Source organism: Falsiroseomonas sp. E2-1-a4 (assembly GCF_051433165.1).
GTDB lineage: Bacteria > Pseudomonadota > Alphaproteobacteria > Acetobacterales > Acetobacteraceae > Falsiroseomonas.
Genome location: NZ_JBHMFS010000011.1, coordinates 95,126 through 116,742 on the forward strand (window position 1 = coordinate 95,126; position 21,617 = coordinate 116,742).

At 71.8% G+C, this 21,617-nt stretch carries 20 protein-coding genes; 7 read left to right on the top strand and 13 right to left on the bottom strand.

Features of this window, described 5'->3' with window-relative positions:
• Positions 1-6: 6 nt before the first annotated feature.
• Complete coding sequence (locus ACFHNC_RS13825; RefSeq protein ID WP_437169803.1) at positions 7-5,142, bottom strand: two-partner secretion domain-containing protein; 5,136 nt, start codon at positions 5,140-5,142, stop codon at positions 7-9.
• 142 nt (positions 5,143-5,284) lie between these two features.
• On the opposite strand from ACFHNC_RS13825, the gene ACFHNC_RS13830 reads away from it, so the two are divergent.
• On the top strand, positions 5,285-5,956 hold the full coding sequence (locus tag ACFHNC_RS13830) for a nitroreductase (protein WP_437169804.1): 672 nt from the start codon (positions 5,285-5,287) through the stop codon (positions 5,954-5,956).
• On the top strand, positions 5,953-7,221 hold the full coding sequence (locus ACFHNC_RS13835) for an MFS transporter (RefSeq protein ID WP_437169805.1): 1,269 nt from the start codon (positions 5,953-5,955) through the stop codon (positions 7,219-7,221). The genes ACFHNC_RS13830 and ACFHNC_RS13835 overlap by 4 nt, the downstream gene beginning before the upstream one ends.
• Positions 7,222-7,223: 2 nt before the next feature.
• Here ACFHNC_RS13835 and ACFHNC_RS13840 read toward each other — a convergent pair whose 3' ends face one another.
• The 7 genes from ACFHNC_RS13840 to ACFHNC_RS13870 all read right to left on the bottom strand — a co-directional run bounded on the left by ACFHNC_RS13840 (position 7,224) and on the right by ACFHNC_RS13870 (position 13,080).
• Positions 7,224-7,610, bottom strand: coding sequence for a DoxX family protein (locus tag ACFHNC_RS13840; RefSeq protein ID WP_437169806.1), 387 nt, complete (start codon positions 7,608-7,610; stop codon positions 7,224-7,226).
• Between the two features lie 241 nt (positions 7,611-7,851).
• Positions 7,852-8,433, bottom strand: coding sequence for a nitrile hydratase subunit alpha (locus ACFHNC_RS13845; RefSeq protein WP_437169807.1), 582 nt, complete (start codon positions 8,431-8,433; stop codon positions 7,852-7,854).
• The gene (locus ACFHNC_RS13850) at positions 8,433-8,720 is read right to left on the bottom strand and encodes an SH3-like domain-containing protein (RefSeq protein ID WP_437169808.1); all 288 of its coding nucleotides are present in this window, start codon (positions 8,718-8,720) and stop codon (positions 8,433-8,435) included. Before ACFHNC_RS13850 ends, ACFHNC_RS13845 begins: the two co-directional genes overlap by 1 nt.
• Positions 8,717-9,016, bottom strand: coding sequence for a nitrile hydratase (locus ACFHNC_RS13855; protein WP_437169809.1), 300 nt, complete (start codon positions 9,014-9,016; stop codon positions 8,717-8,719). The genes ACFHNC_RS13850 and ACFHNC_RS13855 overlap by 4 nt, the downstream gene beginning before the upstream one ends.
• A 9-nt stretch (positions 9,017-9,025) precedes the next feature.
• Positions 9,026-9,979: an SH3 domain-containing protein gene (locus ACFHNC_RS13860; protein ID WP_437169810.1), complete on the bottom strand. Its 954-nt coding sequence runs from the start codon at positions 9,977-9,979 to the stop codon at positions 9,026-9,028.
• 73 nt (positions 9,980-10,052) lie between these two features.
• Positions 10,053-11,468, bottom strand: a complete 1,416-nt coding sequence (locus ACFHNC_RS13865; protein WP_437169811.1) for an amidohydrolase family protein — start codon at positions 11,466-11,468, stop codon at positions 10,053-10,055.
• Positions 11,469-11,511: 43 nt separating this feature from the next.
• A complete protein-coding gene (locus ACFHNC_RS13870) occupies positions 11,512-13,080 on the bottom strand; it encodes an ABC transporter substrate-binding protein (RefSeq protein WP_437169812.1) in 1,569 nt (522 codons plus the stop codon).
• Between the two features lie 130 nt (positions 13,081-13,210).
• Here ACFHNC_RS13870 and ACFHNC_RS13875 point away from each other — a divergent pair, with 130 nt between their 5' ends.
• From ACFHNC_RS13875 to ACFHNC_RS13885, 3 genes are all read left to right on the top strand, one after another.
• Positions 13,211-13,888, top strand: coding sequence for an SIMPL domain-containing protein (locus ACFHNC_RS13875; RefSeq protein ID WP_437169813.1), 678 nt, complete (start codon positions 13,211-13,213; stop codon positions 13,886-13,888).
• 203 nt (positions 13,889-14,091) lie between these two features.
• On the top strand, positions 14,092-14,487 hold the full coding sequence (locus tag ACFHNC_RS13880; protein WP_437169814.1) for a hypothetical protein: 396 nt from the start codon (positions 14,092-14,094) through the stop codon (positions 14,485-14,487).
• 91 nt (positions 14,488-14,578) lie between these two features.
• Positions 14,579-15,379, top strand: coding sequence for a GntR family transcriptional regulator (locus ACFHNC_RS13885; protein WP_437169815.1), 801 nt, complete (start codon positions 14,579-14,581; stop codon positions 15,377-15,379).
• Here ACFHNC_RS13885 and ACFHNC_RS13890 read toward each other — a convergent pair.
• Genes ACFHNC_RS13890 through ACFHNC_RS13900 form a run of 3 tightly spaced genes read right to left on the bottom strand, consistent with a single transcriptional unit; the run spans position 15,366 to position 17,888 of the window.
• The gene (locus ACFHNC_RS13890; RefSeq protein ID WP_437169816.1) at positions 15,366-16,367 is read right to left on the bottom strand and encodes an enoyl-CoA hydratase/isomerase family protein; all 1,002 of its coding nucleotides are present in this window, start codon (positions 16,365-16,367) and stop codon (positions 15,366-15,368) included. The genes ACFHNC_RS13885 and ACFHNC_RS13890 overlap by 14 nt on opposite strands.
• 7 nt (positions 16,368-16,374) lie before the next feature.
• Positions 16,375-17,025, bottom strand: coding sequence for an MlaC/ttg2D family ABC transporter substrate-binding protein (locus tag ACFHNC_RS13895; protein ID WP_437169817.1), 651 nt, complete (start codon positions 17,023-17,025; stop codon positions 16,375-16,377).
• 29 nt (positions 17,026-17,054) lie between these two features.
• On the bottom strand, positions 17,055-17,888 hold the full coding sequence (locus tag ACFHNC_RS13900) for an MlaA family lipoprotein (RefSeq protein ID WP_437169818.1): 834 nt from the start codon (positions 17,886-17,888) through the stop codon (positions 17,055-17,057).
• A 197-nt stretch (positions 17,889-18,085) separates the two neighbouring features.
• Here ACFHNC_RS13900 and metF point away from each other — a divergent pair, with 197 nt between their 5' ends.
• Complete coding sequence (gene metF / locus ACFHNC_RS13905; RefSeq protein ID WP_437169819.1) at positions 18,086-19,021, top strand: methylenetetrahydrofolate reductase [NAD(P)H]; 936 nt, start codon at positions 18,086-18,088, stop codon at positions 19,019-19,021.
• A gap of 166 nt (positions 19,022-19,187) precedes the next feature.
• The gene (locus ACFHNC_RS13910; protein ID WP_437169820.1) at positions 19,188-20,159 is read left to right on the top strand and encodes a tripartite tricarboxylate transporter substrate binding protein; all 972 of its coding nucleotides are present in this window, start codon (positions 19,188-19,190) and stop codon (positions 20,157-20,159) included.
• A 16-nt stretch (positions 20,160-20,175) separates the two neighbouring features.
• Here the strand turns inward: ACFHNC_RS13910 and ACFHNC_RS13915 are convergent, their stop codons facing one another.
• Positions 20,176-20,601: a hypothetical protein gene (locus ACFHNC_RS13915; RefSeq protein ID WP_437169821.1), complete on the bottom strand. Its 426-nt coding sequence runs from the start codon at positions 20,599-20,601 to the stop codon at positions 20,176-20,178.
• 64 nt (positions 20,602-20,665) lie between these two features.
• Positions 20,666-21,604, bottom strand: coding sequence for a bile acid:sodium symporter family protein (locus tag ACFHNC_RS13920; RefSeq protein WP_437169822.1), 939 nt, complete (start codon positions 21,602-21,604; stop codon positions 20,666-20,668).
• Positions 21,605-21,617: the final 13 nt, after the last annotated feature.

Genomic DNA, 21,617 nt, shown 5'->3' on the forward strand with positions numbered 1-21,617 from the left:
GGCCGGCTACTCCTCCTCCTCCCGCCGGGGCGCGACCAGCACGCTCGGCGCGCCACGGCGCAGATCCCATTCGGACAGGCGCGGCGCCGCATCATTCGCCGCCAGCGCCACCCCCGGCCCCTCGATGCCGGACGGCAGCACGACGAGGGGCGATTCGACCACCGGCGGCTCGACCACGATCGGCGGCAGGACGGGCGGGTCCACCGGGGGATCCACCACGGTGGGGGGATCCACCACCGGGGGCGGGTCCAGGATGGGCGGTACGCCGCTGCAGGTGGCGGCCGCCATGACGCAGTTGTTGAACTGGTAGCCGGCCCCGGTGGCGGGCAGGCTGACAAGCTGTGCCGCGGCCGCCCCGCCCACCCCGCCCAGCGTGCCGAGAATGAAGGCCGACCCGCCCTGGCCCAGCACGCCAAGCCGCCCGGCCTCCAGCACGCCGAGCACCGCGGCGCCGTCCAGCAGCAGGAAGACCGGCGCGTCGCCAGCCGCGAGGTCGAACACCGCGGCACCCGCCGGCGCCGTCTGCACCGGGCCGAAGCTGGCCAACTGCGTCGCCTGCTGCGCCGGTGCCAGGCCGGGCAAATCCGCCGCCAGGCCCGCCGGCAGCGCCGCCAGCCCGGCGGCGCGGCTGTCCAGGATCAGCACCGGCAGCAGCGCGGCATCGCGCGCCAAAAGCCGGCTGCCGGCGCCGGCCGTGAAACCCCGCGGGCTGGCCAGCAGTACGCCGCGATCCGCCTCCAGCACCGTGCCGTCCAGCCGCATCGGCCCGGCGGCGCGCAGCACCACATCCGCGCCGCTGGCGGTGCCGGTCAGCGCCAGGCTTCCGGCGGCGAGCAGGCCGAGCGCGCCCTGCGCGCGGGCGCCCAGCAGCAGCGGCACCGCATTGCCCGCGCCTTCCAGCGCAATCGCTCCGCTGGCGGCCAGGCGCAGGCCGCCATCGCCGAGGACCAGCCTGGCACCCTCCGCCGCCTGGGTGATGTCCCCGGCCAGCGCCACCAGCTCCGCCCCGCCGGCCCGCACCGGCGCGGCGAAATGCAGGGTGGGGGCGGCGAGTGACAGGGCGCCCCGCACATCCAGCGCTTCCTCCGCCGCCAGGGCCTGGCTGCTGGCCAGGGTCAGCGCACCCATTTGCCCGCCGATGCGGGTGATGGCGTGGGTTTGGCCGAAGATCGCCTCGCCCGGCGTGTCCAGCCGCAGCAGCCCGGCGGCGAGTGTGGCGCCGGGGCTGTCCAGGATTCCGGTCTCGGCCCGCAGATAGATGGTGCCGGCCGCGATCGGCGCGGTCAGCCGCAGCGGTGCGCCACCCTCCTGCGCCAGCGCGAAGCCGCCCGCGGCGGCGCCGGCACCGAGCGCCACCACCCGGTTGCCCTGCCCATCCAGCAGCACCTGCCCGGCCATCGCACGGGCGGAGAGCAGGGTGGCGGAGAGCCCGGCGCCGCGCAGGGTCTGGGTGATGTCGCCTTCCGTCGCCTCCAACTGCGCGGTGCCGGCGGCGACGGGGGCGAGGAGGCCGAGCGAGGCGGCGGACAGGCTCAGCGCGCCCGGCGCGGTCAGCGTATCCGTCACCTCCAGCGCACCCTCCACCGCCAGCGCCAGGCTGCCGGCGCGGCCGCCCACCGCCTGGATGGCATGACCGGGACCGTCCAGCCGCACCGGGCCATCCGTCTCCAGCCGCAATGCCGCGCCGCGCAGCGTGCCGCCGGCCACATCGGTCAGGCCGCTTTCGGTGCGGAAGGCGAGGCTGGGGGCTGCGATCGGCCCGGCCAGGCGCAGCGCCAGCGGGCCTTCCTGCGCCACGGCGAAATCCCCCGCCGCGCCGCTGGCGCCGAGCGCCGCGAAGCTGTTGCCGGCGCCCTGCAAGGTCACGCTGCCGAAGATCGACCGCGCCAGCAGCATTGGCGCCGCCAGCCCGGCGCCGGTTGCCACCTGGCCGATGTTGTCGAAGGCAAGCAGGGACAGCGTGCCCCCGGCCGAGACCTGCCCCTCCAGCGCCAGCCCGCCGCCGGTGGCCAGCAGGAAGTCGCCCGCGGCCTGGCTGGTGCCGAGCGATGCGAAGGCGTTGCCCGGCTCCGTCAGCACCACGGTGCTGCCACGGGCGCGCAGTTGCGCGGCGGAAAGCCGGGCGCCGAGGGTCTGGGTCAGGCTGCCGCCGGCCGCCAGATCGAGCACGCCATTCGTCGCCAGGGATTCCGTCAGCAGCAGGTCGCCATCGGTCCGCAGCGCGAAGCCGCCCGGGGCGGTGACGGCGCCGATTTCGCCGATGCTGTTGCTGGCGGCGGCCAAGGCCACGCTGCCGCCGGCGGTGATCTCCAGCCGCGGCGCGACCACCCCGGCGGCGGCCTGATCCTGAAGGAAGCTGCCGTCGAATTGCAGTGCGAGGCGGGCGGCTTGCAGACCCGCCACCGGGTCCGGCGCCGCATCGCCGCTGCCGCGGAAGGCGAAATCGCCCAGGGCGCGGCCGCCGAGCAGGCCGGCCGCATTGGTGGCTTCGGCCAGACGCACATGCCCACCCGGCGCTTCCGCCAGGAGCCGCGTGGCGGTGATGACGGCGGCGGCGGTCTGCATGAGGTCGCCGGAAATCGCCCGCAGCGTCGCGGATTGGGCGGAGACCGGCGCTTCCAGCGAAAGGCTGGCCGCCTCCAGCGCCAGCGCGCCGCCGACGCCGAGCACGCCCCGCACCGCCAGCGCATCCCCCACCGCGAGCCGGAAATCCCCCGTGGCGCCGCTGGCGCCGAGCACGCCGAAGCGGTGCCCGCCACCCTCCACCACCACGCTGCCGCCCTGGATCGACAGGCGATCCGTCACCAGCGCCGACCCTGCCCCGGCCTGCAAGGCACCGCCCGCCGCCAGCGTCACCTCGGGCGCCGTCACGCTGTCCAGCACCGTCAGCGCGCCGGAGGTCGCCAGATGAAAGGCGCCGTCGCTGCGGACATGGCCCAGCGTGGCGACGGCATTCGTCGGATCGTCCAACACCAGTGCGCCGCCGGCATCGAGCGTCAGGCGCAGCGTGGTCAGGCGGCCGCCCTGGTCCTGCGTCAGCCCACCGCCGAGGCGCAGCGCCACCTCCGGCGCGCTCAGCGCCGCGGAGAGCATCAGCGCGCCGCTGGTCACCAGGCTCAGCCCCGCATCAGCCCGGCCATACAACTCGGCGATCTGGTTCTGCGTGCCATCGAGCCGCACCGCGCCCTCCGGCACCAGCACCTGCAACGTGTCTGCGACGAGGCGGGAGGTGCCCGATTGCACCAGGTCGCCCTGTTCCAGCGTGAGCGACAGCAGCCCGGCGCGGACATTGCCCACCACCTCCAGCGCCGTGTCATTCACCAGGGACAGGCCGCGCGGGGCGAAGGCGTCGCCAAGCTGCACGACGCGGTTGCCCTCGCCTTGCAGCCGCACCTCGCCCAGCGCCGAATCGAGGCGCAGCAGACCGGCCGAAAGGGCGGCTCCGCTGGGCTGCTGGATGGTGCCGCGCAGGGCGAACAGGTCCAGCCCGCCACTGGCCGTGATCGGCGCGAATAGGCTGAGGGTCTGCGGCGTGCTCAGCGCGATGTTGGCCGCTACCAGCCGGCCATCCACGGACATGTCGAGCAGGCTGTTCACGTCGAGGCGCCCGGCCGCGCTGCCGCCGGCAATGGCGCGGATCTGGTTGGCGGCGGCATTCAGCCGCACCGCGCCGCCGCTGCTGCGCGCCTCCAGCGTGCCGGCATTCAGCACGGCGCCCGTTGCCGCCTGGGTGATATCGCCCGCCGAGCGCAGGATCAGGTCGCCGGTCACGGTGACAGCGCGCAGGATCTGGATGCCCTGGCCGGCGGTGGCGGTGGCGTTGGTGGTCTCCAGCGTCAGCGGGCCGAAATCCTTGAAGACCGGGGCCTCGACGCGGATGGTCTGCTCCGCCTGCAAGGTCAGCGCGCCGGTGACGGCGGCGATGGTGGCGGCGGTGATCTCGGCGGGTTCGGTGGCGCCGGACAGGGTTTCCACCACGCGCAAGGTCACCGGGTCCACCAGCACCTGGGCGGCGTCCAGCAGCCCATCCAGTGCCAGGGCATTGCGGGAGGAAACCTCGATGGTGCCGCCCGCCGCCCGGATGGCGCCGCGCATCTCGGTGCGCTCCGCGGCATGGACGATGACGGTGCCGCCGGGCGCATCGATTCGCGCGCCGCGGTCCACCACCGTGCGGGCGGCGAGGCGGGAAGGGGCGCCGATGCGGCTTTCCGCCCCGGCGCCGAGGGTGACGCGCCCGCCCGGTGCGCTGATGCGGGAAGTGGCGGTGGCGTGGACGGTGCCGCTGGCGGTGACCTCGATCACCTGGCCGGCCAGCGCGCCGTCGATTCGCACGCCACCCCCCTGCGCCCGCAGCGCGACCTGCGCGGCGCTGCTGGTGCCGCCCGACTGCACCAGGGTTTCCAGCACGCCGGAGGCGGCCCGGGCGGTCAGCAGCACGCTGCCGCCCTCGGCCTCGATCGTGCCGGTCTGGGTCACCAGCGCGGTGGCGCCGGAGGGGGCCGTGGCAACCTGGCGCGTCACATCCAGGGACAGCAGGCCATCGCCCGCGAGATCCAGCGTGAAAGCCTCCCCCCCCGCCAGCGCGACTCGGCCGAGCCGGGCGCGGATACTGCCGGAATTGGCCACCTGCGGGCCAACCAGTGCCGCCAGCCCCTGCTGCGCAACGGTGATGCTGCCGCGATTCTCGACGCGGGCGCCGGGGCGCGGGGCGCCATCGAACACCATCCGCCCCTGCTGGAAATTCTGGTTGGTGATGTCGGAGGTCGTCGCGATCAGCGCCGCCACATCCACCTGTGCCCCCTGGTGGAACAGCACCCCCGCCGGATTGACCAGCGCCACCCCGCCATTGGAGGTGACGCGGCCGGCAATGGCGGAGGGATCGCCGCCCGTGACCCGGTTCAGCGACCAGGAGGAGGCGGCGGGCTGGCGGATATCGACCTGGTGGTTCTTGCCGACATCGAAGCGCTGCCACTCGATCACCGCGCGGTCGCTGCCCTGCTGCACCTGGGTGCGGCCGGCGGTCTGGCTGATGCTGGCCTGGCCGGCGACGACCGCCCCGCCGGTCGGGCGGGCATCGGGCGCCTGGGCGGCAGCCAGGCCGGGTGCGGCCAGGGCGGCGAGAAGAATCGTGGGGCGGCGCATCGCGGCCGCATCCTGCGTCAGAGGTTACTCAATCGGAAAGCGAATATTTCGCCCACCATGCACGCGGATCACCCACCGCCCCCGAATTGCCTGCGGCCCGCGCACAGGACAGGATGCAGCGCAACAGAGGACGCGGCAGACCATGGATGTGTTCGAGGCCCTGGCCACGCGCCGCAGCCTGCGCGGCTTCCGGCCGGACCCGGTTCCGCGCGAGACGCTGGAGCGCATCCTGGCCGCCGCCGCCCGCGCCCCCTCCGGCTCCAACATCCAGCCCTGGCGGGTGCGGGTGACGCAGGGCGCGGAGAAGGCGCGGCTGAGCGCCGAGGTCCACGCCGCGAACGCCGCCGGCATCCGGGCGGCGCGGGAGTACCACTACTATCCGCGCACTTGGCGCGAGCCCTATCTGGCGCGGCGCCGCAAAGTGGGCTTCGGGCTGTACGAGCTGGCCGGCGTAGCGCGCGGCGATACGGCCGCGGCGGCGGCGCAACAAGCGCGGAACTTCGATTTCTTCGGCGCCCCGGTCGGCCTGTTCTTCACCATCGACCGCGACCTGGAGCAGGGGTCCTGGCTGGATTTCGGCATGTTCCTGCAATCCATCATGCTGGCCGCGCGCGGCCTCGGCCTGGATACCTGCCCCCAGGCCGCCTGGTGTGACCGGCATGATGTGGTGCGCCGGGTGCTGGCGCTGCCGGAGGACCAGGTGCTGGTCTGCGGCATGTCCCTGGGATTTGAAGACCCGGACGAACCGGCCAACCGCCTGGTGACGGAGCGCGCGCCCCTGGCCGATTTCGTGACCTTTGGGGAGGAAACGTGAGTCCCGATCCGGCCGAGGCCGTACTCGACAGCCGGCAGAGCTGGATCCGGCTCGCCGCCATCGTTGGCCTCGCCACGCTCGGTGGCGCCGGCATGTGGTCCGTGGTGGTGGTGCTGCCCTATGTGCAGGCGGAATTCGGCGCGACGCGGGCCGAGGCCTCGCTGCCCTACACCCTGACCATGATCGGCTTCGCCACCGGCGGCATCCTGATGGGACGGCTGGCGGACCGGTTCGGCATCATGGTGCCGGTACTGTTCGGCACCGTGATGCTGGCCGCCGGCTATGTGCTGGCGGCGATGGCGCCCACCCTGCTGGCCTTCGCCCTGGCGCAGGGCGTGCTGATCGGGGCGCTGGGGTCGTCTGCCGCCTTCGGGCCGCTGATGGCCGATGCCTCCCTGTGGTTCCGGCGGCGGCGCGGCATTGCGGTGGCGCTGGCGGCCTCGGGCAACTACCTGGCCGGCACCGTCTGGCCGCCGATCCTGCAAGGGCTGATCGTGGCGCAGGGCTGGCGGATGGCGCATGTGCTGGTGGGGATCGGGCTGCTGGTGACCATGCTGCCGCTGGCCCTGCTGCTGCGCGCCCGGGCGCCGGTGCTGCGCGTGGCGCCCCGGGTGGCCGGCGCGCCGCCGCCCGCCACGGCACGGCCACTGGGAATGAGCCCGAACAGCCTGACCGCCTTGCTGTGCATCGCCGGGGTCTGCTGTTGCGTCGCCATGGCGATGCCGCAGGTCCATATCGTCGCCTATTGCGGCGACCTCGGCTACGGCGTGGCGCGGGGGACGGAGATGCTGTCCCTGATGCTGGCCTGCGGCATCGTCTCCCGCATCGCATCGGGCTTCATCGTGGACCGGGTCGGCGGGCTGGCGACGCTGCTGCTGGGATCGGTGCTGCAGGCGGTGGCGCTGGCCTTCTACCTGTTCTTCGACAGCCTGGTGTCGCTGTACCTGATCTCCGCCATGTTCGGCCTGTTCCAGGGCGGCATCGTGCCGGCCTACGCCGTGATCGTGCGGGAGTATTTCCCGGCGCGGCAGGCCGGCACCCGGGTCGGCATCGTGCTGATGGCGACCCTGCTCGGCATGGCGCTGGGCGGCTGGCTTTCGGGGGTGGTGTTCGACTGGACCGGCACCTACGCCATGGCCTTCCTGAACGGCATGGTCTGGAACGGGCTGAACGTGGCGATCGTCGCCTGGCTGCTGTGGCGGTCGCGCCGAACCATGATGCGCTCACCCTCGGTGACGCATCCTGGCCCAGCTTTGCCTGCGTGACTCTACTTGCGCGCGGCGTCCACGCTCCACGGCCCGGCTCCGGCGGCGGCGAGGTAGAGGAAGACGAAGCAGAACAGGATCGCCGCGTCGCCGCCATTGTTTACCGGGTAGAAATCGCGCGGCGCGTGGGCGAGGAAATAGGCGAAGGCCATGGTGCCGGAGGCGAGGAAGGCTGCCGGGCGGGTAAACAGGCCGATGGTGATGAGGATGCCGGTGACCAGCTCGATCACCCCGGCGATCCAGCCCATCGACATCATCGCGGGCGCGCCGCCACCGATCGGGAAGCCGAGCAGTTTCTGGGTGCCATGGGCCAGGAACAGCAACCCCGCCATGATCCGCAGGACGGAGAGCAGTTGCGGCGCGTAGGGCGCGAAGCGCGTCGTCGGCATTGTTTACGGTCCCGTTGTGAGTTCACGCTGCAACGCGGGCGCCACCGTAACGGTGGCGACGCTCGCGCAGCCGTGATGGGGCCGGGTCATACCAAATCCCGCAGATCGTGACGGGTTGGAGCTATAGCTCCAACGCTCTCAGGCGCCAGCGCTTCGCTTGGCTCGCCGCACTTGCGGCGGCGGCCATTCGGCCGCTCGACCGGCGTCGCCGGCCGCAGGTTCCGATCAATGGGATTTGGTATCAGGCGGTGGGCAGGCGGGTCCCGACCAGCACGTCGCGGGTCACCAGCCCGGCCAGCCGCGCCGCATCCCAGCCCTCGGTGCCGGCGGGGCGGGTGGGCAGGACCATCCAGCGGTAGTCGGCGGTGCTGTCCACCACGCGGATCTGCGTGCCCTCCGGCAGGGTGGTGCCCCATTCAGCCAGCACGCCGCGCGGGTCCCGCACCGCGCGGGACCGGTAGGCGGCGGATTTGTACCAATGCGGCGGGTAGCCGAGCACGGCGCGCGGGTAGCAGGAACACAGGGTGCAGACGACCAGGTGATGCAGCCCCGGCGCATCCGCCAGCACGCCGAGCGGCGGGGCGCCGGCCATGGACACGCCCATTTCCTCCGCCGCCGCGCTGCCGTCCTTCAGCATCAGCGCGTGGTAGGCCAGGTCGGTCCAGGCGCGGGCGACCATGGCGGCGCCGATGCGCGGATCGGCGCGATCGGTGCGGGCGATCTGCTCGGCGATCTGGTCCTCGGTGACGATGCCGGCGGCGGCCAGCGCCGCGGTGAAGCGCGCCAGCAGCGCGACGCTTTCCGGGGTGGGGGCGTGCGCCATCAGGCGGCGGGCTCCAGCCAGTGTTCATACAGCTCGACCAGCACCGTGTCGCCCGCTTGCCCCTCGTTCCAAAGACCGCGCTGGTCGAAGCGCACATGGTACAGCGGGATGGTGGCGGCCGGCCGCGCGAAGGCCAGGTCCTCCGGATTGCGGAAGGCGCCGAGCGGGCGTTCCACCACGCCTTCGCGGCCGCGCAGGTAATGCGGCGTGCGGATGTGGCAGGGGCCGCGGGTCTCGGGGTAGTCCGCCTTCACGCGGATGCGGGCGCCGGGGGTGAAGCTGGTCATCCGCGCGAATCCTCCGGTTGCACCACGCCCTTCTCCAGCATCAGGCCGGAGATCGAGCGCAGCCAGCGTTCGTAGTAGCCGAGCGCGTGGTATTCGCCCTCCGGGATCGCCTCCACCCCGCGGCGCAGCTCATCCACCGTCATCAGCTTGCGCTGGGCGAGAAGCTGGCGCAGCGCGTCCACGCGCTTGCCGAATGCGTCCGGCGGCGCTTCGTCATCCGGCTCCACCGGTGTGCAGCGGAAGCGGGCGGCGCCGCCGATATCATGCGTGGCTGGGTTGGGGGCGTCTTCGGGCATGGAGGGAGCCTATTTGATCTCCTCCTCGAGTCCCACACCCCAAAGCTCCGTCCGGCGCAGGAATCCGCGATGGGTGGCGACCTGCACCTCGCACCAGGGGGCGCCGGCGGGGCATTCGCGGATGCGGGCGATGACACCGGGATGGATGCGGGCGACGGCCGCGGCGGCCTCCTCCGCCCGGCGGCGCAGCGTGGCGTCCGGCGTGGCGGTGGGGCGCACCAGCACGGTGCGGCGGCCGGCGAGGGTGGAGGAATGCACCCAGCCCTCCGCCCCATCGGCATCGCGGATGCGGCGCCAGAGCTGGAATTCGCCGATGATCTGCACCGGCAGGTCGCGGCGCTGGAAGGTCCATTCGATCGGGTAGCTGGTGGAAGGCCCGACCCGCATGTTCACCTCATCGGAGCGCAGGGAGGCGAAGCGCGGCAGCGGCAGGCCGGTGACGGAACCGGTGCTGGGCAGGGCGGGCGGCGGGGTGGGGCGGGCCTGCTCCGGCGCGCGGGCGGCAGCCGCGGTGGCAGCGGCCGCGGCGGCGGCTGCGCCGGCCGCGGTCCCGGTGGCGGCCGCACCCGGGCGCCGGCTGGGCGGCGGCGTGGCCCGGCCGACCGTGGGCGGGGTGGTCGTGGCGCGGCCGGGCGTGCTCGCGGCGGGTTGGCTGGCCCGGGGCGGGCTGGCGCGGGGTGCCGGTTGGGCGCGGGCCGGCGCCTGCGCCTGCGCTGGCGCCCGTGGCGTGGCCGCGCGCGGCGGCTGGCCCGGCTGAGCCAGCTGGGTGGCGGGGCGGTTGGGCACGGCGAGGGAGCGCGGCTGCTCGGATGGCACCAGCCGCGGCGCCGCCTGCCCGGCGGGCCGTGGCGGCGGCAGGCTGCCCTGGCTGGGCGCCAGGCTGGATTGCGCGGCCGCACCCTGGCCGAGGGCGAACAACGCCAGCAGGGCGGCGGCGGGAATGGCACGGCGGAATGGAACCATGCCCGATCCCTCCCCCATTCCGCCGCGTCGGGTCAAGCGCGGGCTGGCGAAACCTGCCTCACATGCCGCGGCGTCAGCGGCGCGTTTGGCCCCAGCCCGGATTCTCCACCACCATGTGGCGCAGCTTGGCGCGGTCCAGCATCGCGTCCGTCTCCCGCCACGCCACCGTGGCGATTTCCGTGGCGTCCAGATGCGGGCAGAGGCGGTCGCGCATCAGCACCTGGCCATCCACCACCACATCCAGCACGTCCTGCCCATTGGCGAAGTAGACCACGCGCGCCACCGGCATGTTGGCCGGCACCATATGCGGGGCGGAAAGATCGACGGTGATCACATCCGCCTTCTTGCCCACCTCCAGGCTGCCGATCTCATGCCCCAGGCCGAGGCCGCGCGCGGCATCGATGGTCACCATCTCCAGCGCCTTGCCGGGCGGCATCATCGTCTCGTCGCGGTAGTGGCGCTGGTGGTAGCGGATGCACTGGAACATGTGGCGGAACATGTCGCCCGAGCGGTCCGGCGCCGTGGCGTCGGAGCCGATCATCACCGTGACGCCCGCCTCGATCATCTTCGGCGCCGGGCAATAGCCGCGCACGGCGGCGATGGCGGAGGGGTTATGCACCACGGATGTGCCCGTCCGCACCAGCGTGTCGATATCCGCATCGGTCAATTCGGTGCAGTGGCTGAGCCAGGCATCGGGGCCGAGCAGGCCGAACATGCGGTCCGCCATCTCGATGCTGCCGCCGCGATGCCCGTCCTGGTGGAAGGGCGCGCCGCGGGACCGCCCGGCCTCGCGCACCAGATGCCCCTGGCGTTCGATTTCGCGGACCTTGGCCGGGTCGTGCTTCGCTTCCCGGTACACCGGCATCAGCGTCGCCACCTTCACGCGGCCCTTGTTGTGCCAACGCTCCACGCCGGCTGTGATGACATCGAGCTGCTGTTCGAAGGACACAGGCCGCTCCACCCCATCCGGCCCGACATAGGGGCGCGGGAAGGGCGGGCGGGTCGGGCCGAGCACCAGCAGGCTGCGGATGCCGACTTCTTCCGTCGCCTCGGCATGGGCATCGGTGAAGGCGGTGTCGTCCACCCGGCCGATGCTGTCGCCGCCGCCGAGCAGCGACACGCCGGTGGTGACGCCGAAGCGCAGCCGCTCGAACGCCGCCAGCTTCGCCTCCGCCCGCCAGAAGCTGGGTGGGGAGGCCAGGGTGTAGATGACCCGGCAGGCTTCCATCCAGGCAGCGCTGTCATTGTTGCCCATCGTCTTCACCAGCCCGTGGCCGGCATGGGCGTGGCCGTCGATCAGCCCGGGCAGGATGGCGCGGCCGCGCGCCTCGATCACCTGCTTCGCATGGGGATGGGCGGCCTCCACCTCATCGGTCGGACCGACGGCCTGGATGCGGCCATCCTTGATGGCGACCGCGCCATCCGGCAGCACGCGGCGCTGGGCATCCATGGTGATGAGCACGCCGCCGCGGATGAGAAGATCGGTCATGGAAGTCCCTTGATTGGGGGTCACTGAATCGGCGCGGTGCGGCTCAATCCACCTTCACCAGCCACAGTCGCAGCCGGTTGTCCGGCGCCTGGCGCAGATCGATTCCGCGCCGGGACGCCCAGGCGATGGGCTGCTGGAACAGCGGGATATGGGCGATCTCCCGGCGCTCGATCTCCAGCGCCTGGCGGATCAGCCCGCGGCGGGTCGTCTCATCCGCCGCTTCCGCCGCCTGCGCCACCAGCGCGTCGAATTCCGCATTGGACCAGCGGCCATAATTCAGCCCGCCGGTGGTGCGGCTGTTGGTGCGCAGCACGTCGTTCAGCGTCGAATAGGCATCCGCCAGCGGCAGCCCGGCATGGCCCAGCATGTACATGGAGAAGTCGCGCGTCGCGGTGCGGCGGGACCAGATGTTGGTGGGCTCGCTCTGCAATTGCAGCCGGATGCCGACGCGGGCCAGCATGGCGGCGACCGCCTGGCAGGTGCGCTCGTCATTCACGTAGCGGTCGTTCGGGCAGACGATGCCCACCGAGAACCCGTTGGGGAAACCGGCCTCCGCCAGCAGGCGCTTCGAGGCCTCGGGGTCGTAAGGCAGGCGCTCGTTCAGGTCCTGCGGCGCGCCGGTCAGGAAGGGGCTGACCATCATGCCGGCGATCCACGCCTTCTCCCGCATCACGGTGCGGCGCAGCGCGTTCACGTCGATGGCGCGATAGATCGCTTCCCGCACCCGGCGGTCGCGGAACGGGTTCTGGCCGCGCACATCGGAATACAGCAGCTCGTCACGCTCAAAGTCGAAGCCGAGATAGATGGTGCGCAGCTCCGGCCCCTCGATCACCTGCACGCGGTTGTCCTGCAGCAGGCGCGGAATATCCTGCAGCGGCACTTCCACATTCGCGTCGATCGCGCCCGAGAGCAGGCTGGCCGTGCGGGTCGCGGCGCTGCGGATCGGCTGGAAGTTGACCCTTGTCAGGTTGTGCACGGGCCGGTCCCACCAGCGCGCATGCGGCTCCAGCACCGTGCGCTCATCCGGGCGGCGTTCGGTGATGCGGAAGGGGCCGGTGCCGTTGGCCACGCGGGTCGCGCCCGATTCGGTCTGCGCGGACAGGTTCGCCGCGTTCTCGGCATTGTTCGCGCGCGACCAGCCTTCATCCATCACGAAGAACTGCGTGATGGAGGCGAGCAGGATGGGGAAGGGGCGATGCGTCTCGATCTCGATCGTGTGGCTGTCGAGCTTTCGGATCTCCTTGATCGCGCCGAGCAGGCCGCGCGCCAGGGACCCCGGCCCGTTCACCCGCGCCCAGGTGAACAGCACATCATCCGCGTCGAAGCTCTCGCCGTTGTGGAACACCACGCCGCGGCGCAGGTTGAAGCGCCAGACGGTGGGGCTGGTGCGCTCCCAGCTCTCGGCCAGCGCCGGCTCGATCTCGATGCGGTCATTGTGGCGCACCAGCGCCTCATAGACATTGCCGAGGAAGGTGTTGGTGAAGGTGTTGTTGGAGGAGTGCGGATCCAGCGTCAGCACATCCGCGTTGTACGCCCAGGTGAAGGGCTTCGCCGCCGCCGGTCCGGCCAGGGTGAGACTGCCGAGCAGGGCGGCTAGGGCAAGGCGACGCATGGCGGGAGCCTCCGTTACGGATACGCCAGCGTCGATCCGCCCGGCGGGGCCGTCAATCGGCCAGCAGGAATTTGCCGTGATCCTGCCGCAGGAATTTCCGAGGCTGACGGCGTCTTGAGGAACAAACCGTATGTTGAATCCCATCCGTGCCTTGGTGCTGTCCACGGCACTGCTGGCGCCCCCTGCCCTGGCCCAGCCGGCGGGCCTGTCCGAGACACTGCTGCACATCGCCGAAACGGCGGAGGTGACCCGCGCACCGGATGAGGTGGTCGCCACGCTGCGCGCCGAGGCCCGCGCCGGCACCGCGGCCGCGGCGCAGGAGGCGGTGAACCGCAGCATCGCCGCCGCCGTCGACCGCGCCCGGGCGGTGGAAGGCGTGCAGGTCTCGACCGGCGGCTACTGGACCGCGCGGGTGGAAGACGCCCGCGCCTGGCAGGCCAGCCAAAGCGTGACGCTGCGCGGCCAGGCCGCGCCCACTTTTCTGGAACTCGCCGGCGCCCTGCAGGGGCAGGGGCTGGCGATGGTCTCGCTCGATTGGCGGCTGACGCGGCAGACGGCGCGGCTGGCGCGGGAGGAAGCCTCGGGCCTCGCCCTCGATGCCCTGCGCCGCCGCGCGGCCGCCGTGGCCGGCCAGCTCGGGCTGGAACTGGTGGGGCTGCGGGAGGTGCGGATCGATGTGCCGGAGGGCGGCGGGCCGCGGCCGATGATGATGGCCGCCCGTGCCGCCGGCCCCGCGCCGGTCGCGGTGGCGGAGGATGCGGTTGTGTCCGCCACCGTGGCCGCGGTGGCGGTGCTGCGCCCGCGCTGAGCGTGTGCGCGGAATAACCAGGATCAGGGCGCCCAGGGCAATGAAATGGCGTCAACGACCGCAAAGCCGCAACGAGTATACGTAGCACGGGGTCCGGATCGACCAAAAACGCAGGGCGGCCCTGCCGATTGAATGGCTGCGCCCCGGCGACTTATACGCTAGACCGCCTGGATGGTGGCAACTCCGTGACGGAAACTAGACGAATGGGCGTTGTAATCGGGGAGGTAGCGCGCAAGCTCGGCTACCGCCCAGGCATGGCCTGCGCTGTATTGGGCAACCCTCCGGGGATGACCTTCGGCCTGCCAAACGGGGCGACCGCTGCGGCCGACCTGATCCTCGCCTTCGCCGCGGACAAGGTGGCGCTGCGCGCCATCGCGCCGCGTGCGCTCAACCTGTACGGCATCGGGGCGCGTCTCTGGCTCGCGTACCCGAAGAAGACCGGGCCGGTGCGGTCCGACCTCGACCGTGACCATGGCTGGGACCCGCTGACCACCGAGGGGCTGCTGCCGGTCACGCAGGTAGCTCTGGACGATACCTGGTCCGCGCTGCGCTTCCGCTTCCGGGAGGAAATCCCGAAGGTCATGCGCGCAGGCGCCTAATTCGCGCATACAGGCCGCCATTCCTTATGGCGGCCGGCTGCGGTAGCCTCCGCCGTATGCGCCCCGTCCGGCGCACCCGACCGGATACCGCATGACCCAGAGCAGCAGCCCGACCGGACAGGCGACGACACGGCCTGCCGGCCGACCCACCACCCGCCCTTCAGCCGCCGCGCCGGATCTCAACCGCAGCGCGGTCGCGCGCTATCTGCAGCTTGCCACCCTGTTCCGGCACCGGGTGGAAAAGGGCGTCTGGCTGCCGGGCACGCAGATTCCCACCGTCGATGAACTGGCCGCCGAATACGGCGTGGCGCGCGCCACCATCCGCCAGGCGCTGGACCAACTGGCAGACCAGGGGCTGATCGAGCGCTTCCGCGCCAAGGGCACCTTCGTCAGCACCACCCCGCCGCAGCGCCTGTGGTGCGATGTGGAAACCGACTGGACCGGGCTGCTGCGGTCCCGCGAGGGCGCGCAGATCGAAATTCTGTCCGACACGCCGGGCCAGCCAGGCAGCAGCCTGCCGCCCAGCATCGGCCACCCCGCACCGCTGTATCGCCACCTGAAGCGACGCCATTGGCGCGACAACCAGCCCTTCCTGCTGGCCGATGTCTGGCTGGATGACAGCCTGTCGCCGAAGGTGACGCCGGAAGATCTGGTGACCAAGACGGCGCTGCGCCTGGTTGCCAGCATCCCGGGCGTGAAGATCGCCGGCGCCCGGCAGACGCTGACCATCGGCAGCGCCGATGTGGAAACCGCCGCCGCCCTGCACCTGCCGCTGAATGCGCCGATCGCGCATGTCCACCGCGTGGCGCTCGACGCCAAGGGCACCTTGTTGATGGTGGCGAACGGCCTCTATCGCGGCGATACCGTCCGCATCGACGTCAAGCTGCGATAGCCGGGAAGAAGCCCGCCACATCGCCCGGCGGCGCCCAGCGTGGCGCCTGGTCCTTGTCCACCAGCACGGCGCGCACGCCCTCGGCGAAATCCGGGTGGCGGGTGACATGGGCGGTCAGGGCGAGTTCCATCGCCAGGCAGCCGGCGAGGTCCAGCGTGGCGCCACGGCGCAGCAATTCCAGCGTCACCGTCAGGCTGGTGGGGGACATGCGGGCCAGGATGGCCGCCTGCTCCCGCGCCCAGTCGGTGCCCTCGGCGGCCAGCGCCGCCTGGATCTCGGGCAGGGTGGCGGGGCCGAAGCAGCGGTCGATGGCCGGGCGCTGGGCGGCGATCGGGCCCGGCGGCACGACCTTGGCGAAGCGATCCACCGCGGCGGCGTCACCCGCCAGCAGCGCGGCGCGCAGGGCGGGCAGGCGGTCCCGCGTCACGAAATGCGTGGCAAGGCTGGCCTCCACCGCCTCCGCCCCCCGCAGCCGCGCGCCGGTCAGCGCCAGCCATTTGCCGAGCGCGCCGGGCAGCCGCGGCAGGACGTAGGAGGTGCCGACGTCCGGGAACAGCGCGATGGCGGTTTCCGGCATCGCCAGCATCGCATGGTCCGTCACCACGCGGTGGCTGCCATGCACGGAAAGCCCGATGCCGCCGCCCATGCAGACGCCGTCGATCAGGCTGATCCAGGGCTTCGGAAAGCCGGCGATGGCGGCGTTCACGGCGTATTCGCCAGCGAAGAAGGCGCGCACCCCGTCATCATCCCCGGCGAGCGCCAGTTCACGCACCCGGCGCACGTCGCCGCCGGCGCAGAAGGCCTTGCCGCCCGCCCCTTCCAGCAGCACCAGCCGCACCGCCGGGTCATCCCGCAACCGGCCGATCGCGGCATCGAGCTGTGCGATCATTGGCAGGTCGAGCGCGTTCAGCGCCCGCGGACGGTTCAGCAGAAGGGTGCCGGCCGCCCCCTCCTGCCGGAGAAGGACGGTCGGTTCAGCTTCGGTCATCGGGCTGTCAGGTGCCTTCGCGGGAGGCGAGCTGGGTGATCTGCCGGCGCATGGCGGAAAGCAGGGCCTGCACATTGTTGCCGTTGCGGGTGATGACGCTGCTGTATTCGCTGCGCGTGGTCAGTCGCAGGCTGGTGCCCTCGGCGATCACATCGACCACGCGGGGCTGGCCGCCCACTTCCGCCACCCGCCAATCGAGCCCGAAGGCCGGGGTGCCGGTGCGTTCGATGATGGTGCTGACCAGCACATCCTCCTCCGTCCGCGCCTGGCTGCGACCCAGGGTGAAGGTGAGCCCCTGGTATTCCCCGAAGCGGGAGGAAAGGTTGCGGATCAGCACCTCCGCGAATAATTGCAGGTATTCCTGCTGCTGCTGCGCGTTGGCGGTGCGCCACCAGCGGCCGAGGATGAAGCGGCCCACGCCGTCCACATCCACGGCGCGGCGCAGGATGGCACCGACCCGGTCGCGCCGCTGCGCCACTGGCCCATCGACATTGATGGCGGCCACCAGTTCACGCCCCGTGGCGTCGATGAACGCCGAAGCGCGGCCGATATCCATCTGCTGCGCCCAGGCCTGCTGCGTTGTGGCGGCGCCGCTCAGGCCCAGGAGTCCGAGCGTGCCGAGCAGCAGGGGACGGCGGGTGAAGTTGCTTGCTGTCATGGAACTCTGTCCTTCTCGGGCCGCCGCGCTCAGCGCCGCAGGCCCTGGATGCCGGAGCCGAGGCCGTGATCGGAGGTGGCCGCGGCCCCTGTCGGCACATTGCGGATTTCCACCACCCGGCGCTGGCGATAGGCGCTGCGGATGGTGGCGTAGGGGTCGAGGGAGGAAGCGCGCACCTGGTCGATCGGTTCGATCAACCCCTCGCGGGTGGACAACGCGGTGGCGGCGGTGCGGGAGATATTGATCGCCTCCCAGGTCTCGCCGCCGGTATAGGACAGCGGGTTGATCGCGGTGTCGGCGGCGAAGCCCACCACATCCCGCGGGCTGGACGGGCCGAGCACCGGGATGAACAGGTAGGGACCTTCGGGCGCGCCCCAGACCGCGAGCGTCTGGCCGAAATCCTCGGTATGGCCGATCAGCCCGAAATCGGTGGCGCGGTCGAAGATGCCGCCGATGCCCACCGTGGTGTTGACCAGGAAGCGGCCTGCGGTGGTGGCGGCGCGATAGCTTTCGCCCTGCAGCAGGTCATTGGCCAGGATCACCGGCGTGCGGAGATTGGCCAGCACGTTGCGGATGGCCGTGCGGACCTCCGGCGGCAGGAAGACGCGATACATCTCGGCCGCCGGGCGCAGCACCAGCGTATCGATGCCCTCATGCACGAAATAGGCGCCGCGGTTCAGCGGCTCCAGCGGGTCGTTGGTGGCGCGGAATTCGGCCACCGCCTCGGCATCGGTCGGGTTGGGCCGGGTGGCGCAGGCGCCCAGGCCGAGCGCGACCGCAAGCGCCAGGAAGGGCAGGGCGGGCCTGGTGCGGCTGCGGCCCCAAAGGGTGCCGGACGTGATGGCGTGGCGGATGCGGATCAACGGGCGACCTCCGGAAGCGGGTGGCTGGGCACAGCCCAGCCATCGCGACCCGGGACTTCCTGGGACACGATACCACCCTTATATGCGTCGGAAGGCATCAGCGAAACGGTGGTGCCGCCGAAGTTACGCACAGAGACATCCCGCGCCGGCAGAGGAGGCCCCGCCTTCGGCCGCGCGCTACCGAGAGAACCCACCCGATGGACATGGCCCTTCCCGGCACTTTGCAGCGTTGGTTGACCGGCCCGCGCGTGGCCAGCCTGCCAGTGCCAACCGAGATGCCACCGCCGAAACTGTCCTTCGAGTTCTTCCCGCCGAAGAACGAGGCGCTGGAGACCGCGCTCTGGGCCGCGATCCGGCGGCTGGAGCCGCTGGGGCCGCGCTTCGTCTCCGTCACCTACGGCGCAGGCGGCACCACCCGTTCCCGCACGCATGAGACGGTGGCGCGGCTGGCCAAGGAAACCTCGCTGACCCCGGCCGCGCACCTCACCTGCGTCGGCGCGACGAAGGAGGAGGTGGATGAGGTGGCGCGGGACTACCTGGCGGCCGGCGTCCGCCACATTGTCGCGCTGCGCGGCGACCCGCCGGCCGGCGCCAGCCAGTACACCCCGCATCCGGGCGGCTACGCCCAGGCGGAGGATCTGGTGCGCGGCCTGAGCCGGATCGGCGATTTCGACATCTCGGTGGGCGCCTATCCCGAGATGCATCCCGCCGCCGCCTCCGCCGAGGCCGATCTCGATTTCCTGAAGCGGAAGATCGATGCCGGGGCGACCCGCGCCATCACCCAGTATTTCTTCGACACCGATGTCTATCTCCGCTTCATCGACCGCTGCGCCGCCGCCGGCATCACCGTGCCGATCGTCCCGGGCATTCTGCCGGTGTCGAATTTCGGACAGGTGAAGAAGTTCTCCGCCATGTGCGGCGCCTCCGTCCCCGCCTGGATGGGCCGCCTGTTCGAGGGGCTGGAGGAGGATGTGGAGTCGCGCCGGATGGTCGCCGCCGTGGTCGCCGCGGAGCAGGTGCGGCTGCTGCAGGCCAATGGCGTGGATGAGTTCCACTTCTACACGCTGAACCGCGCCGACCTGACCTACGCCATCGCCCATCTGCTGGGCGCAAGGCCCCAGAAGACTGGGTGAAGGCGGCCTGATTCGCGCGGTCGCATGGGCTGAACCGCGCCGGCGTTTCACCACACGTTGCCATTGACGTGAGGCGACCCCGCCGGACGTGAACGACCTTTCCCTCCGCCAATGCCAGGCCCAGCATGGCGCACCGGCATCAGACCGGATGGTGGAGGTAAAGCCCATGACAACCACGCGCCGCGCGACCCTGCTGGCCGCGCCCGCCCTTCTCCTCGGCAGCCGCCTGGCGGGCGCCCAGGCCTGGCCATCCCGCCCCGTGCGGATCGTGGTGCCCTATACGCCGGGGGGTGTCTCCGACATCACCGCGCGCTTGATCGCGGAGCCGATGGCCGCGGCGCTGGGTGTTGCCGTACCGGTGGAAAACCGCCCCGGCGCGGATGGCGTCATCGGGACGGAGGCGGTGGCGCGCGCGCCCGCCGATGGGCATACGCTGGCCCTGGTCTCGGTCGGGCATCCTGTGAACGCGGCCTTCTACCGGCTGCCCTTCGACACGATGCGGGACTTCACCTTCATCAGCCTGACCACGAAGACGCCGCTGGTGCTCTGCGCGGCGCGGACCTTCGTGGCCTCCACCCCGGCGGAGCTGGTGGCGCATGCCAAGCGCAACCCGGCCGGGCATGTGACCTTCGCCGGCACGGGGGGCGTGGTGCGGCTGGCGCCGGTGCTGTTCGCGCAGCGGACGGGGATCGAGATGACCTATGTGCCGTACCGGGGTTCGACCCAGGCGCATCCGGACCTGATCGCCGGGCGTGTCGACATCATGTTCGACACCGTCCCGGCGGCGCTGCCGCATATCCAGGGCGGCACGCTGAAGGCGCTGGCCACCACCGGCGCTGTCCGCGCGCCGCAACTGCCGGATGTGCCGACGCTGGGGGAAAGTCTGGCGGGGTTCGAGGCCTCCACCTGGGGCATGGTGATGGGCCCGGCCAACCTGCCCGCGCCCGTGCTGGAGCGGCTGCACCGGGAGATCACGGCCGCCGTCATGCGCCCCGATGTGGTGGCGCGGCACCGGCAGCTCGGCGCGGAAGTCGTCACCTCCAACCCCGATGAGACGCGGAGCTTCGTCCAGGCGGAGATGGAGAAATGGGGCACGGCGGCCCGCGCCGCGGGGGTACGGCCCCAAAACGCCGGGTGACACGCGGGGTAGCCCGCTACCGCGCGCCGAGGATCCACTCCGCCACGAACAGCGTGCCGAACAAGGTGCCGGCGAAGATCAGGAGGTGGTTCCGCACCGCGTCCTTGCGGAACACCATGGCGGGCGGCGGCGGCGGGGTGGCGGAGGCCGCGAGTGCCGCCAGGCCGCGCGGTTCTTCCGGCTCCGGCGGCACCGCGGGCACGGCGGCCGCCAACGCCCGCTCCGTCTCGGCCGGGGTCAGGCACGGGCCGAGATAGGTGAAGCGGCGCACCGCTTCCTCCGCCGTCACCGCACTGCCATCCCAGACGATCCACTGCCGCAGCGCGCCGTTCCAGCCGATCGGCAGCGGGGCGCGGCCTCGATCCTCCGTGCGCGCCACCCAATGCCAGGGGCGGGACGGGTCGGCAGGCTCGCCAGGGCGCTTCGGGTCGGGCCAGGCCATGCAGCATTTTCCTTCTTGGGATTGGACCATAGCAGGGCGCGACTCGCCCCGCGGCAAGGGGGCATCAGGTGACCAGCCGCGCCCTCAGCCGGTCATAGACCGGGCGCAGCAGCAGCGGGGACAGGAACAGCGGGAACTGGCACAGCGCGAAGAACATCAGGATGCCGGGATCCGTCGCCGCCGGCAGCACCGCCAGGAACAGCGCCGTGTTGCGGTTGCCCGAGAGAAGGCCCGCGGAAAGTGCCACCCTGGCGCCGGCCGGCTTCAGGAAGGCCAGCGCCGTCAGCAGGTTCAGGCCGAAATTGCCGGCGAAGGCCAGCGCCACCCCGCCCAAAACCCACATCGGCTGCGCCAGCAGCATGGCCTGAACGCCGTCCATCACGCCAAACCCGTACAGCACCACCAGCAGCACCACGGCGCCATCGACGCTGCGGCCATAGGTCGCCAGCCGCACCGGCCCCGCCAGCCGCCGGATCACCAGGGAAATGAGCAGCGGTACCCCCACCACCAGCGCCAGCCGCCCCATCAGCCCGCCGAGCGAGATCGCCAGGTCGATGCCCAGCAGGCCGAGCGCCAGCGGCGGCGCGGTGAAGGGAACCAGCAGGGTGGACAGCACCGCGACCACCAGCGAAATCTCTCCATCCAGCCCTACCATGCGCGCAAAGGCGGGGGAGGAGGTGGCGGCGCAGCCGGTGGCCATGATGACCACTGCAGCGCCAAGCGGGCCCTCCAGCCCCAGCAGCCGGACTAGGGCGAAGACGATCAGCGGGCAGACCAGCAGGACCCAGGTCAGCAGCGCCGCCACCAGCACCGGCCGGCGCAGATAACCGAGCACCTGGCCGAAATCGACCCGCAACAACACCAATGTCATCAAGCAAGCTACGACGGGCGTCACCACATCCCGTGTGGCGGCCGCCAGCGGCGGCAGCAGCACGCCGAGAAACACGCCATAGCCCAGCAGGGCGCCGCCATTGCGGGCGGACCATTCGAGAAAACGGACCAAGGGGAACCCAATG

Bases quoted from the DNA above. Each gene is read 5' to 3' on its own strand.
- ACFHNC_RS13865 (WP_437169811.1), bottom strand. From the start codon at position 11,468: ATGACCGATCTTCTCATCCGCGGCGGCGTGCTCATCACCATGGATGCC.
- ACFHNC_RS13830 (WP_437169804.1), top strand. From the start codon at position 5,285: ATGGATGTGTTCGAGGCCCTGGCCACGCGCCGCAGCCTGCGCGGCTTC.
- ACFHNC_RS13825 (WP_437169803.1), bottom strand. From the start codon at position 5,142: ATGCGCCGCCCCACGATTCTTCTCGCCGCCCTGGCCGCACCCGGCCTG.
- ACFHNC_RS13845 (WP_437169807.1), bottom strand. From the start codon at position 8,433: ATGGCGCACGCCCCCACCCCGGAAAGCGTCGCGCTGCTGGCGCGCTTC.
- ACFHNC_RS13895 (WP_437169817.1), bottom strand. From the start codon at position 17,025: ATGACAGCAAGCAACTTCACCCGCCGTCCCCTGCTGCTCGGCACGCTC.
- ACFHNC_RS13915 (WP_437169821.1), bottom strand. From the start codon at position 20,601: ATGGCCTGGCCCGACCCGAAGCGCCCTGGCGAGCCTGCCGACCCGTCC.
- ACFHNC_RS13870 (WP_437169812.1), bottom strand. From the start codon at position 13,080: ATGCGTCGCCTTGCCCTAGCCGCCCTGCTCGGCAGTCTCACCCTGGCC.
- metF (WP_437169819.1), top strand. From the start codon at position 18,086: ATGGACATGGCCCTTCCCGGCACTTTGCAGCGTTGGTTGACCGGCCCG.
- ACFHNC_RS13880 (WP_437169814.1), top strand. From the start codon at position 14,092: ATGGGCGTTGTAATCGGGGAGGTAGCGCGCAAGCTCGGCTACCGCCCA.
- ACFHNC_RS13855 (WP_437169809.1), bottom strand. From the start codon at position 9,016: ATGCCCGAAGACGCCCCCAACCCAGCCACGCATGATATCGGCGGCGCC.
- ACFHNC_RS13850 (WP_437169808.1), bottom strand. From the start codon at position 8,720: ATGACCAGCTTCACCCCCGGCGCCCGCATCCGCGTGAAGGCGGACTAC.
- ACFHNC_RS13890 (WP_437169816.1), bottom strand. From the start codon at position 16,367: ATGACCGAAGCTGAACCGACCGTCCTTCTCCGGCAGGAGGGGGCGGCC.
- ACFHNC_RS13875 (WP_437169813.1), top strand. From the start codon at position 13,211: ATGTTGAATCCCATCCGTGCCTTGGTGCTGTCCACGGCACTGCTGGCG.
- ACFHNC_RS13840 (WP_437169806.1), bottom strand. From the start codon at position 7,610: ATGCCGACGACGCGCTTCGCGCCCTACGCGCCGCAACTGCTCTCCGTC.
- ACFHNC_RS13860 (WP_437169810.1), bottom strand. From the start codon at position 9,979: ATGGTTCCATTCCGCCGTGCCATTCCCGCCGCCGCCCTGCTGGCGTTG.
- ACFHNC_RS13910 (WP_437169820.1), top strand. From the start codon at position 19,188: ATGACAACCACGCGCCGCGCGACCCTGCTGGCCGCGCCCGCCCTTCTC.
- ACFHNC_RS13885 (WP_437169815.1), top strand. From the start codon at position 14,579: ATGACCCAGAGCAGCAGCCCGACCGGACAGGCGACGACACGGCCTGCC.